We start from the raw sequence: 13,036 nt of genomic DNA, 5'->3' as shown, positions 1-13,036 counted from the left end.
AAATGATTATTATCGTCATGGGTGTATCAGGTTCTGGGAAAACCACCATCGGAAAACTGCTAGCAGACTCCTTAGAGTGGGAATTTAGCGACGCAGATACTTTCCACTCGCCAGAGAATGTTGAGAAAATGCGGTGCGGTATCCCTCTGAGTGAAGCTGACAGGATGCCTTGGTTACAAGATTTGCAAACAGCTATTAAACACTGGCTACAAGAAAATAAAAATGTGGTGCTGGCGTGTTCGGCTTTAAAAGATAGCTATCGGCAATTTTTGGTAGTGGATAGCGATAGCACCAAACTAGTTTACCTCAAAGGGTCTTATGAGTTGATTCAAATGCGCTTACAAGAGCGTAGCAATCATTACATGAGCGAGAAACTACTCGACAGCCAGTTTTATACCCTTGAAGAACCAGTAGATACTCTATGTATGGATGTTGCACAGCCGCCCCAGATAATTGTCCAAAACATTAGAACTGCTCTCGAAATTTAGCTTATTGGTGACAACCGTAATATTAAGATTAATCACGTATCTAGGAAAACACGAACTTTTGGCAACTAAATCGCATCACATGTAAGTCTAAATAAATATCAAAGCAAGCAGATAACTGTAATGGTAGGAGAAAACTAGTGTTTCTAAGATTAGCGCAACAGCATCAGCAATTCGTTCAAGACTTGGTAATGAACCTGCAAGCCTTGACAATTATACTTGAGCGGCGTGGCTATACTGCGTCTTGTTATACATGCGGCGATCAAATGAAGAGTGCTTCATTTATGGTTAGCCTGAAAGAAAAGCACCTGATTCGGTTTTTAGTGTCTGATTATGGAATTACTTGGATGGAATTGTGGGACGATCGCGAATTAATGAAGTTGGAAGGTGCAGAAGCGATAAACCAACTACAAGAGTTGGCTAATATTGTTAAGTATTCCACTGCTGTACAATTGACAAATTGATACTAGGCTGGTTGAGTCAGACATAATATTTCATAAGTATAGCCTTTGCACACGTGTATAAGCTAAAAGATTATCTTATGTTTAGTAAATTTATGTACGGATGTGCAAAAAACAAAAGCACTATTTTTAATCTGAACCAAACAGATCGGATCGGACACTTATGGAAGTAGGTTGTGCATAAGTATCCAAAGACGAAATGAAACTTAACACATATTTTTGCACACGTGTGCAAAAATTATAAATAAGTCCAAGAAGAGTTTATGCACACCTGTGCATAAAAGAGCGCGAAAGTACCATGTAACAAATACAATATCGACAAGTAGGAAGATATGTCTCAAACTTTAAATAATGCCATTCTTCAGCTTCAAAACAATCCCTTACATTCACTAGAAGAATGGGAAGAAGACTTACTTAATCGTTATCCCGATCCAGACAGCATAGTTAAAGAAGGTAAAACCACCGAAGAGTACAGGAATTACGAAACGACTATTAGGGATACGGTGAAAGAGTTTTATCGGTTAAATCATATTAATCAAACATATAATTTTGTACTTCAAAAAGAAAAAGAATTTTTGAAGTTTGATAAAAAAGAAATGTCTGTTTGGGATGCGGTCGAATTTTTGAATCAATTAGTCGATGATTCCGATCCTGATACAGACATGGATCAGTTACAGCATCTATTGCAAACATCAGAAGCCATTCGCGCCGACAATCATCCTGACTGGATGGTACTTACTGGCTTCTTTCACGATATGGGGAAAGTGCTTTGTCTGTTTGGTGAACCTCAATGGGCTACGGTAGGCGATACTTATCCTGTAGGTTGTGCATTTTCTGATAAGATTGTTTTCTCAGAATTCTTCAAAGAAAACCCTGATTATCATAACCCCGATTACAACACTAAATATGGCATTTATGAACCTAACTGTGGATTGAGTAATGTACACATGTCATGGGGGCATGATGAATATTTTTATCAGATGATGAAAAACTATTTGCCCGAACCTGCATTATATATGCTTCGCTATCATTCATTTTATCCTCAACATCGTGACAATGCGTATGAACATTTGATGGATAAACACGATCGAGAAATGTTTAAATGGGTACGTTTGTTCAATCCCTACGATTTGTATTCAAAAAACCCTATTCCTCCTGATTGGCAGAAATTAAAACCATACTATGAAGATTTGGTGGCTAAATATTTACCCACAACATTAAAGTTTTAAACTGCTTGAAGAAGAATTCAGAATCTTCTATTTCTCAGGGTATAACGTAAGAACAAGATATTGATATGCAAATGTTCTTTATCCCTAATCAGCCTTAAAAATATTATCTTGTTTACTCCTCTATTGCCTGTAAATGATGGAGGAGGAATAATAAATAAATACGCTTGCCAAGCTGATTAGAGTTCATTTATAAAATATAACCAAAGGATGTTTACATTTTCAAAATCTAGCCTTCACAATCAAAAAGCTCTCTAGTCTAATAGTATCTTTTCTGAGAAATATTGGTTGACAAATGTTAACTTATTTAACATTTACCCTAATATTGAATAGGCTAATTTATGCGAATGCCTTGAAAAGGAGACATGGGATTATATTGCGAGATTCAAAACCTTTTACATTTGTAAAGTTCGATAAACAAAATTAATTTTTGCACAGGAGCGGGATAAAATGAAAAAAGTCAAAATAAGATTGACAACTTTAATAAGACTATTTTTTTAAAGTTTCACTTAAAAGCTATTTTCAGGCTATGAACTACGAAGTAATTTCACCAAAAGAATGTGATTATTTGAAGTAGTATAATATTCATGATTCTGCTTTAAGAATAAACCATTTTTTTCGTGACAGTAATAGCAATAATTCCAATTGCGTCACATCAAAAGACCTTTGGATTTGAAATTACAAAACTATTAGTGTCACTAGGTTAGGTCTAAGATTTTCAGACCTATTTACATTGACATGACCTTTCTCAAATTTAAATCCGTTGTTATAAATATGAAAAGAATTTCACTCATAGTGGGCATATTAGGTTTCGCGGTTGTTGGTTGTACAAATGGCGTTCAAAATGATAACACTGCAACTAATACTAATAACAAAGCTACTAACATAAGTGCAGAGAGTCTTACTAATCAAAATAAAAAATTGCAAACAATCGGCGTAGCTTTGGGTGACTTAGGCAATCCTTTCTATAATGCAGTGCAGAAGGGGGCTGAGACAGAAGCTCAAAAAATCGGGGGTAATATCAGAGTTAATGCGGTTTCTAGTGCCTTTGATTTGAACCAACAAACCAACCAAATCGAAAATTTTACGGCTGCGAATACTGACCTAATTATCCTCAGCGCTGTTGATAAAAAAGGAGTTAAACCAGTTATCGATCAAGCAAGGCTTGCAGGTAGGGTTGTGATTGCATTAGATTCAGCTGTTGATGCAGATGTAGATGCGATGATTAGTTCCAACAATACCCAAGCTGGTGAGGTTGCTTGCCAATATATTGCCGATCGCCTCAAAGGTCAAGGTAGTGTAGTCATTCTCAACGGTACTCCGATGGACTCAATCAATCAGCGAGTGAGTGGCTGTGAGAAATCATTGTCTAAATATCCGAATATTAAACTCATCTCTAAAGAGCAAAACGCTGAAGGGACAAGGGATGGAGGACTGAGAGTCATGAGCGATTTGCTGACAACCTTTCCCAAAATTGATGCTGTTTTTGCCACTAACGACCAAAGCGGTGTCGGCGCAGATTTAGCAGCTAAACAAGCAAGACGTAAAGAATTTTTTATTGTTGGGGTTGACGGATCGCCAGATGCAACCAAAGCAATGGAAGATAAGGATGGTGTATTTGCTGCAACTGCTGCTCAAAATCCCGCAGGGATGGCTGAAAAAGCGGTTCAGATTGGCAACGATATCATCCAGGGTAAAAAACCTGAGTCACCAAATATTCTGATTCCAGTCAACTTGGTTACTAGAGAGAATCTTAGCAGCTACAAAGGCTGGTAATTTGTAATTCGTAATTACAAGATACGGAAAAACACTTGATACAGGAAGATTACAGTATTTGACCCTGTTTTTTTAATACATCGTTTTCAAATTTGGTGTAAGTAAAAATGACTTCTAGGAAATATATGAATGTGAAAAAGATTGCGATCGCAGCTAGCCTAATAGGTATCATCAGTGGTAGTCTTGTCGGCTGTACGAATGGTTCTCCCGATGGCAACACAGCTACTAACACTGATACTAAACCTGCTACCAATACCAGCGCAGAGACTCAAACTGCCACTGGCAATGGAAAATTAAAATCAGTTGCCTTTACCGTTGGTGATTTAAGTAATCCCTTCTTCGTTCTCATGGGACAAGCAACTGAAGCAGAAGCGAAGAAAATCGGCGGTAAGGATGTCAATGTTACCGTAGTTTCCAGTGCCTATGACCTCAACCAACAAGCTAATCAAATTGAAAATTTCACGGCTTCCAATACTGACATCATTATCGTCAATGCTGCTGATAAAAGTGGTATTAAGCCAGCAATTGAAAAAGCGAAGCAAGCAGGTAGAATTGTCATTGCGGTAGATACAGGTGCGGAAGGAGGTGTAGATGCCACCATTACAACTAATAATGTCCAAGCTGGAGAAGTTAGTTGTAAGTATATTGCTGACCGCCTCAAAGGTAAAGGCAATGTTGTCATAGTTAACGGGCCGCCAGTGGATTCGGTGATTCAACGAGTTACTGGCTGCGAGAACGTATTGTCTAAATATCCCGACATCAAAATACTCTCCAAAAACCAAAATGCCGAGGGTAGTCGGGATGGAGGACTCAGAGTGATGACTGATTTGCTGACAACCTTTCCCAAGATAGATGCGGTTTTTGCCATCAACGATCCCAGTGGAGTCGGTGCAGAACTAGCAGCGAACCAAGCACAACGTAAAGATTTCTTTATTGTCGGGGTTGATGGTGCGCCAGAAGCAATAACTGCGATCGCAGCTAAAGATGGTATATATGCAGCAACTGCTACTCAAAATCCGCGAGGAATGGCCGAAAAAGCAGTTCAAGTTGGCAACGACATTTTAAATGGGAAAAAACCTAGCAGTTCTACCATTTTGATTCCAGTTAAGTTGATTACAAAAGATAACGTCAGCACAGAAAAAGGCTGGAAGTAATAGAAATTGTGAATTTGTAATTGAAAAATATGTCTTTTGATATCAATCTTTTGGTGCATTTGTAAAGTTTTTGCACATACCTAGAATGTCTGGCGGTTTTCACTTAAATTAATACCAAACCTCATCTTTGTTCCTATCTTTTCTTTAATAGAAAGATGGGTTTATCAAGAGGTTAAAACTCTGCTGCACCCAATTGAGAACCGCTATGTATGTGCATCAGGGGAAAGTTTGCGTGTCTTTTTATAGCACTCAGACTTTCCCAACAACTTCTTTAAGTAACGTTAACAATAAAGTATGAAAATATCTCTTCCCCATTTCCTATTTTCAAACTAGTAGTCAGCTTTTAAAACATGATTTTGCGATCGATCAAATATGAATTTATTAATTTCTAATTCAGGTTCGCAAATTTTAAATAGTTTTTACAGGTTTTGCTCATGACAACCAATATTGAAACCTCACGTTCTGATACACCAACTAGCACCCCAGTGTTAGAAATGCAAGGAATTACAAAACGATTTCATGGTGTCTCTGCGCTCCAAAATGTTAATCTCACCATTTACCCAGGAGAAGTTCACGCCCTGATGGGTGAAAACGGCGCAGGCAAAAGCACATTGATGAAAATCCTGGCAGGGGCTTATATTGCCGACGAAGGAGAAATTCGCATCAATGGTCAAACCTTGAAAATTACCGATCCGGCGACAGCACGCAAATCGGGTATTAATCTCATTTATCAAGAACTGAATGTTGCACCGAATTTAACCGTTACCGAAAATATGTTTATGGGTAGCGAGTTGCGGCGAGGTCAGCTTTTAGACCGCAAAGCGATGCAACTGGAAGCGGAAGAAGTGCTGGAAAGCCTGGGAGCTAATTTTACCGCCCAAACTATAGTTGGTACTTTGTCCATCGCCGAACAGCAGCAAGTGGAAATTGCCAGGGCGCTGAAGGATAAAAGCCGCGTTTTGGTGATGGATGAACCAACAGCAGCCCTATCTGACCGCGAGAGCGACCATTTATTTGAGGTCATTCGCAAACTGCGGCGTGATGGCATTGCGATTATTTACATCAGCCATCGCATGGAAGAAATCTATGCCCTAGCTGACCGGATTAGCGTGTTACGTGATGGTCAATATATTGGCAGTCTCACACGCAGTGAAATTTCTCCCCAGCGATTGGTGCAGATGATGGTCGGTCGCTCCATGCTAGACTTTTACGAACATCAACGGCAAATGAATCCTGGCCCAGTGGTGCTGTCAGTTAGAAATATGAGCGACGCCCGCAAGAAGATTGAGCCGGCTAGTTTTGAACTTCATGCTGGAGAAATTCTCGGTTTAGCTGGGTTGGTTGGTGCCGGACGCACAGAACTATCCCGGCTGATTTTTGGTGCAGACCGCAAAGCTAGTGGTGAAGTATTCTTGAATGGCAAAAAACTGGAAATTAATACCCCCAGTGATGCCATTGAAGCGGGAATTGGCTACGTTCCAGAAGACCGCAAAGACCAAGGTTTATTTCTGGAGATGAGCGCCCGCAAGAATATTGCTATCAATACACTCAAGCAGGATGCAAGGGGTGGAATTGTTAACTGGCCGTCAGTGAATCGGCTGTCAACAGACGCGGTGGAAAACTTTAATATCCGCCTAGCCAATTTGGAAATTAGAGCATTGGATCTTTCTGGTGGTAATCAACAGAAGCTACTGCTAGCGCGTTGGTTAGCCATTAAACCGAGAGTGTTGATGTTAGATGAGCCGACACGCGGCGTAGATATCGGTGCTAAAAGTGAAATTTACCGAATTATGAGCGAATTAGCAGCACAAGGTGTTGCTATTTTAATGGTTTCCAGCGAACTATCAGAGATTGTCGGTATGAGCGATCGCGTCTTGGTGATGCGAGAAGGGCAACTGGTAGGCGAACTGGATGGCAGTCTTGGCAAAGAAATCACCCAAGAAAAGATTATGCACTATGCAACTGGAGCATCGGAGGTATTAGCATCATGAGTCAGACAGTCAGACCGCCTATCAATAAATCAGCCAACAATTCCGCAGCTCGCAACCGGAAATCAATCAGCACTCTGTTGGAAGTTGCGGGTATTTTGCCAATCTTAGTAATTATCTGCATCTTATTTGCATTCCTTTCTCCCAACTTCCTCACCGGCGGTAACATCGTCAATATCTTGCGTCAGGCATCAATCAATATTGTGCTGGCGACAGGAATGACCTTTGTAATTCTCACCGGCGGTATTGACCTTTCAGTTGGGTCAATATTGGCTGTTTCTGCGGTAGTTGCATTGCTGGTATCGCTACTGCCGGCTTTAAGTTGGGCGGCTGTACCTGCTGCCTTGCTAGCAGGATTGCTGTTAGGCTTACTCAACGGTGCGCTTATTACCTTCTTGGATGTGCCACCTTTTATTGTCACGCTGGGTTCACTTACAGCCTTGCGGGGTGTTGCCTTCTTAATTGCCAAAGGTACAACCCTGATTAACCGGGACATAAATTTTGCTTGGGTGGGTAATACATACGTCGGCCCTTTTCCTTGGCTAGTGATAATTGCGCTACTGACTGTGATAGCTAGCTGGTTTGTGTTGCGGCAAACTGTTTTAGGAGTGCAGATATATGCCGTTGGTGGTAACGAGCGGGCAGCCAGATTAACAGGGATTAAAGTTAATCGAGTGTTGCTATTTGTCTATGGTATTAGCGGATTGCTGGCAGGCTTAGGAGGAATCATGAGCGCCAGCCGTCTTTATAGTGCCAGTGGTGTATTGGGTCAGGGTTATGAATTAGATGCGATCGCAGCTGTTATTCTAGGTGGAACCAGCTTTACAGGTGGTATTGGTACCATTGGCGGTACTCTTCTAGGTGCATTGATTATTGCGATTCTCAACAACGGTTTAACCTTGTTGAACCTATCTTACTTCTGGCAACTAGTCGTCAAAGGACTAGTAATTATTTTGGCAGTAATGATCGATCGGTTACGCAGACGTTCTAGACGGTAAAAAAGAGGCAGGGGAGCTGGGGAGCAGAGGAGCTGGGGAGCTGGGGAGCAGAGGAGAAGTTGCAGTAAGTCTTTCCCCTCTGCCCCTCTGCCCCTCTGCCCCTCTGCCCCTCTGCTCCTCCGCCCCTCCGCCCCTCTGCCCCTCTGCCCCTCTGCCCCTCCGCCCCTCCGCCTCCTATACCCAATTCCCAATAATATATAAACTTATGTCTACCACTACTATTCGTCGTAAAGCCAACACGTTTTATGTAATTTTGATTGCTGGTGCTGCGGCACTCGGCGGGTTTTTATTCGGTTTTGACACTGCTGTAATCAACGGTGCGGTTTTATCTCTAGCAAAAGCTTTTAACACCAGTAGTTGGATAACAGGGCTAGCAGTGTCCCTAGCATTACTGGGTTCTGCCGTAGGAGCCTTCTTTGCTGGACAGATTGCAGACCGTTATGGTCGAGTCAATGCAATGGTGGTCGCTTCGGCGTTGTTTACTATCAGTGCCATTGGCTCTGGGTTTGCCTTCACTATCTGGGATTTTATCTTTTGGCGAGTATTGGGTGGGATTGGCATCGGCGTTGCTAGCGTCATCGCCCCAGCTTACATTGCCGAATGTTCTCCCACGCATTTGCGGGGAAGGTTAGGATCTCTGCAACAATTAGCGATCGTAGTGGGAATTTTTGTCGCCTTATTGAGCGACTACTTTATCGCTACGTCAGCAGGTTCAGCAGACTCGCCGTTTTTGTTTGGGGTTGCAGCTTGGCGCTGGATGTTTTGGACAGCAGTGCCGCCAGCAGTATTCTACGGGATGGTAGCTTTAACAATTCCTGAATCTCCCCGTTATTTGGTTGCCAAAGGACGAGAATCAGAAGCTGCTAACGTTCTGACCAAGATTTTAGGGGGTGACGTACTGCCAAAAATCGAAGAAATTCGGCAGACAGTGCTTCGAGAACGCCAACCCAGCTTTTCTGACCTCTTAAGCAGAAGTGGCGGACTCCTGCCTATTGTTTGGATAGGAATAGGCTTATCTGTATTACAGCAATTTGTTGGGATTAATGTAATCTTCTACTACAGCAGCGTTTTGTGGCGGGCTGTCGGCTTTTCCGAAAAAGATTCCCTCTCAATCACGGTGATTACAGGAGCCGTCAACATTATTACAACACTGATTGCGATCGCCTTCGTGGATCGATTTGGTCGCAAGCCCTTACTTATAGTAGGGTCGATTGGCATGACTTTGACTTTGGGGACGATGGCTTATCTTTTTGGCAATGCTCCCCTCGATGCTGCTGGAAACCCCAATCTCACTGGAAGTGCTGGGACTCTGGCTCTCATTGCAGCCAACCTCTATGTATTTTGCTTCGGCTTCTCTTGGGGGCCAGTAGTTTGGGTGCTGTTGGGAGAAATGTTTAATAACAAAATTCGAGCCGCCGCGCTTTCGATTGCAGCTGCCATACAATGGGTGGCGAATTTCGTTATCTCCACAACATTTCCTCCTATACTGCAATATTTCGGTCTAGGTTCTGCCTATGGACTCTATACAATTGCAGCAGCTACCTCATTCTTTTTCATTCTCTTTTTTATTAAAGAAACCAAAGGGATTGAGTTAGAGGATATGTAATTCGTAATTCGTAATTCGTAATGGGCTGCACTCTAAGCAAAGCTATGCCGCAGGCTTTACGTAATTTGTAGAGGAGGAGAGGTATTTTCTCTCCCCTTGCTCTCTTCTGCGATCCTACATCCAGGAAACAAATATCAGACAACAACTAAATACAAACTCTCGCTTCAGTCAATCACTAAAAAGATGGAAACTATCAATACGGCTCTTTGTTCTTCTGGTTTATCCGGCATGGTATTTCATGCGCCGTTTATTGATTTGCATCCCGGATTTAAATTAGCAGGTTCTTGGGAAAGAAGCAAAAAGCTGATACAAGAACATTATCCTGATGTCAAAAGCTATCCTTCTTTGGAAGCATTGCTAGCAAACGAGCAAGTAATTTTGGTGGTAGTAAATACACCCACTTATACCCATTACGATTATGCTAAACAGGCATTGCTAGCAGATAAACATGTAGTGGTAGAAAAAGCATTCACCACAACGGTAGCAGAAGCCCAAAACCTGAAAGAATTGGCACACAAACAGGGAAAAAAATTATCTGTATATCAAAATCGGAGGTGGGATAGTGATTTTCAAACAGTCAAAAAAATTGTTCAAGAAGGCTTATTAGGTGATATTGTTGAAGCAGAATTTCAATTTCAAAAATATAAGCCAACCCTCAGTCATAAACAACACGTAGAAGCTCCAAGTCCAGGGGCAGGAACATTAAATAATTTAGGGCCGCACTTAATAGACCAAGCCTTGCATCTATTTGGGATGCCTGATGCTATTTTTGCAGACATCCGTATAACTAGGCTGCGATCGCAGGTAGATGATTATTTTGAATTGATACTATACTACGACAAACTGCGCGTCAAATTAAAAGCAAGCTTCCTTGTGCGTGAACCTGCGCCAGCCTATATCATACATGGCACTAAGGGTTCTTTTCTTAAAAGCAGAGCCGATAAGCAAGAAGAGTATTTAGTGGCAGGGATGAAGCCCAACACACTTGATTGGTATACAGAGCCGGAAAGTGAATATGGCTTGCTGCATACAGAAAAAGACACAAAAGTAATTCGAGAAAAAGTCACAAGTTCACAGGGGAGCTATTTAGGCTATTACGATGCCGTGTATAAATCTATTGTTAATAATCAGCCAATTGCTGTTACCGCCGAAGACGGAATTAATGTAATGCGAATTATAGAAGCGGCTATTAAAAGCAGCGGTGAGCAAAAAGTCATAGCGTTACTTTAAGTGACCTAAAAGCTCATCTCAAAATATGTAGATTAGCTCATAAGCTATAAGCTTTGCTTTGAGTGTAATCTCTTTCGTCACAAAGTCAAAATTCAACCATCTTCAAATAACAAGTCAATGATCAAAACTCTTTTTTATAGTTTTTTTCTTCTATTTTTGGCAATTCCAGCAGTTTGGGCAGCACCTCCAGAAGACGATCCGAATGCAGTAGATACTAATAGGACTTTACAGGGACAAGTCTCTTCTGTTTCCCAGTTTTCTGATGTCCAACCAACCGATTGGGCGTTTGGTGCATTGCAATCGCTGGTGGAACGCTATGGCTGTATTGCAGGTTATCCCAATTCCACCTATCGCGGGAACCGTGCCTTAACCCGTTATGAGTTTGCCGCAGGTTTAAATGCTTGTTTGGATCGGATTAATGAGTTAATTTCTACAGCTACTAGCGATTTAGTTAATAAGCAAGATTTGGCAGTGATGCAAAAGTTGCAGCAAGACTTTGCCACAGAACTGACAACTCTGCGCGGACGAGTAGATACCGTAGAGGCACATACAGCAACATTGGAGGCGCAGCAGTTTTCCACTACTACTAGGTTGAATGCTCAAATTATTACCGCCATTAGTGATACCTTTGGTAATCGAGTAGGTGGTGATGCCTCCGGCAACCCGCAGCGGGAACGCGATGAATCCAATCTCTTCTTTGCAACCCGGGGCCGTCTCAACTTGGAGAGCAGTTTCACCGGCAAAGATTTGTTGCGAGTTCGCCTGGAGTTTGGTAACTTTGCGAATCCCGATGGTTCAAGCCAAATTGCCGCAGCCACAGGCACTGGAATGACCCGCCTGAACTTCGACAATGACAACAACAATACACTAATAATTCCCCACATCCGTTATTATTTCCCGGTTAGCGATTCTCTTTCCTTCGTCGTTGGCCCCGCAGGTATTGGCTACAACGACATCACAGATAACGTGACTCCTGCCACAATTGGCGATGATGGTAACGGGATTCCCTCACAATTTGGCAAAAACAGTCTCCTCTTCGAGCGAGGTGGCGGTGGTGCAGCCGCTAACTGGAAAATCACCAAAGACTTGCTTCTCACCTTGGGCTATTTATCAAATATTCCCAATGTTCCATCAGCGCAAAACGGGTTATTTGATGGCGGCTATAACGCTCTGGCACACCTGGTATATTACGGCAAGCAAGGAGCTATTGGTGTCGCCTACTCTCATGGCTATAATCCTGCGGGCACTGTTAATATTACTGCTGGTAGGGGCAGCACCCTGTCAAGCGCTCCTTTTGGAAACACCATTACTACTTCCAATAGTATTGTTGGTGTACAGGGATATTATCGTTTTTCTCCAAATTTCCAGATTCACTCTTGGGGTGGATATATTTGGGTAAATGCCAAGAGTTCTGGTTTGAGTGATATTTCCAATGGTAGGGGTGGAACAGATTCTCTGTTTGTGAACAATGGTGACAATGCCAATGCTTGGTTTGGGGCGATTGGTATGTCGTTTCCCGATGTCGGGGGTAAGGGTAACTTGCCGGGAATTCTCTTTGGGATACCACCGCGTGTCTCTAGCAGTGATGTCCGTCAAGAGCGAGACAACGCTTACCATATCGAAGCATTTTATCGCTACCGCCTGAATGACAACATCTCAGTGACTCCTGGTTTTTGGGTGATTCTCAACCCGGAAAATGACAACAGAAATGATACGCAGTATGTGGGTGTGCTTCGCACAACCTTCGATTTTTAACTGAATGTGAATGGTTTGCTTGACCAACAGAGTGCTGAGCAGAATGGCACTAAGAAAAGGGAAAATCATTGAGGCAGCAGGGGTGCAGGGGTGCAGAGGAGCAGGGGAGAAAGAAAAGGTATACGAATGGATATTTAAAAATTCCCCTCTGCACCCCTGCACCCCTGCACCTCTGCAATCCTTACGCTGCCAACCCTTCAGCTTAACTTAGTGCCATTCAGTGCTGAGCATGAATTCTTATTGGATTTTCCACTCTCTCTTGCACTCTCAAATCTCTTCCCCTAGTAGTTTACTTCGACTTGTGTGTACACCATAGCCTTGGAAAGGGGGGACTAAGGGGGGTAATTAAAAACACCG

At 42.4% G+C, this 13,036-nt stretch carries 10 protein-coding genes; all 10 read left to right on the top strand.

The genetic code is table 11. From position 1 onward, the window contains the following. Positions 1-2: 2 nt before the first annotated feature. The 10 genes from HWQ44_RS11440 (at position 3) to HWQ44_RS11395 (ending at position 12,679) form a co-directional block, all read left to right on the top strand. Positions 3-488, top strand: coding sequence for a gluconokinase (locus HWQ44_RS11440; RefSeq protein WP_292718522.1), 486 nt, complete (start codon positions 3-5; stop codon positions 486-488). 137 nt (positions 489-625) lie between these two features. Then, complete coding sequence (locus HWQ44_RS11435; RefSeq protein WP_292718521.1) at positions 626-949, top strand: DUF1815 family protein; 324 nt, start codon at positions 626-628, stop codon at positions 947-949. A gap of 329 nt (positions 950-1,278) precedes the next feature. Further along, positions 1,279-2,175, top strand: a complete 897-nt coding sequence (locus tag HWQ44_RS11430; protein ID WP_292718520.1) for an inositol oxygenase family protein — start codon at positions 1,279-1,281, stop codon at positions 2,173-2,175. Positions 2,176-2,946: 771 nt separating this feature from the next. Beyond that, a complete protein-coding gene (locus HWQ44_RS11425) occupies positions 2,947-3,948 on the top strand; it encodes a substrate-binding domain-containing protein (RefSeq protein WP_292718519.1) in 1,002 nt (333 codons plus the stop codon). Positions 3,949-4,073: 125 nt separating this feature from the next. Continuing rightward, a complete protein-coding gene (locus tag HWQ44_RS11420) occupies positions 4,074-5,102 on the top strand; it encodes an ABC transporter substrate-binding protein (protein WP_292718517.1) in 1,029 nt (342 codons plus the stop codon). Positions 5,103-5,536: 434 nt separating this feature from the next. Next, positions 5,537-7,093 (top strand): sugar ABC transporter ATP-binding protein, encoded by a 1,557-nt coding sequence (locus tag HWQ44_RS11415; protein ID WP_292718516.1) that lies wholly within the window; start codon positions 5,537-5,539, stop codon positions 7,091-7,093. Beyond that, entirely contained in the window at positions 7,090-8,088 is a 999-nt protein-coding gene (locus HWQ44_RS11410) for a ribose ABC transporter permease (RefSeq protein ID WP_292718514.1), read from the top strand. Before HWQ44_RS11415 ends, HWQ44_RS11410 begins: the two co-directional genes overlap by 4 nt. Before the next feature lie 205 nt (positions 8,089-8,293). Next, entirely contained in the window at positions 8,294-9,694 is a 1,401-nt protein-coding gene (locus HWQ44_RS11405) for a sugar porter family MFS transporter (protein WP_292718512.1), read from the top strand. 183 nt (positions 9,695-9,877) lie between these two features. After that, positions 9,878-10,924, top strand: coding sequence for a Gfo/Idh/MocA family oxidoreductase (locus tag HWQ44_RS11400; protein WP_292718510.1), 1,047 nt, complete (start codon positions 9,878-9,880; stop codon positions 10,922-10,924). A 117-nt stretch (positions 10,925-11,041) separates the two neighbouring features. Beyond that, positions 11,042-12,679, top strand: coding sequence for an iron uptake porin (locus HWQ44_RS11395; RefSeq protein ID WP_292718508.1), 1,638 nt, complete (start codon positions 11,042-11,044; stop codon positions 12,677-12,679). The last annotated feature ends 357 nt before the right edge of the window (positions 12,680-13,036 follow it).

This window comes from Nostoc sp. JL34, from assembly GCF_017114945.1.
Lineage (GTDB): Bacteria > Cyanobacteriota > Cyanobacteriia > Cyanobacteriales > Nostocaceae > Nostoc.
The sequence above is the reverse complement of the archived record's forward strand: the minus strand, read 5'-3'. Positions and strand labels throughout refer to the sequence as shown.

Bases quoted from the DNA above. Each gene is read 5' to 3' on its own strand.
- HWQ44_RS11440 (WP_292718522.1), top strand. From the start codon at position 3: ATGATTATTATCGTCATGGGTGTATCAGGTTCTGGGAAAACCACCATC.
- HWQ44_RS11430 (WP_292718520.1), top strand. From the start codon at position 1,279: ATGTCTCAAACTTTAAATAATGCCATTCTTCAGCTTCAAAACAATCCC.
- HWQ44_RS11425 (WP_292718519.1), top strand. From the start codon at position 2,947: ATGAAAAGAATTTCACTCATAGTGGGCATATTAGGTTTCGCGGTTGTT.
- HWQ44_RS11420 (WP_292718517.1), top strand. From the start codon at position 4,074: ATGAATGTGAAAAAGATTGCGATCGCAGCTAGCCTAATAGGTATCATC.
- HWQ44_RS11415 (WP_292718516.1), top strand. From the start codon at position 5,537: ATGACAACCAATATTGAAACCTCACGTTCTGATACACCAACTAGCACC.
- HWQ44_RS11410 (WP_292718514.1), top strand. From the start codon at position 7,090: ATGAGTCAGACAGTCAGACCGCCTATCAATAAATCAGCCAACAATTCC.
- HWQ44_RS11405 (WP_292718512.1), top strand. From the start codon at position 8,294: ATGTCTACCACTACTATTCGTCGTAAAGCCAACACGTTTTATGTAATT.
- HWQ44_RS11400 (WP_292718510.1), top strand. From the start codon at position 9,878: ATGGAAACTATCAATACGGCTCTTTGTTCTTCTGGTTTATCCGGCATG.
- HWQ44_RS11395 (WP_292718508.1), top strand. From the start codon at position 11,042: ATGATCAAAACTCTTTTTTATAGTTTTTTTCTTCTATTTTTGGCAATT.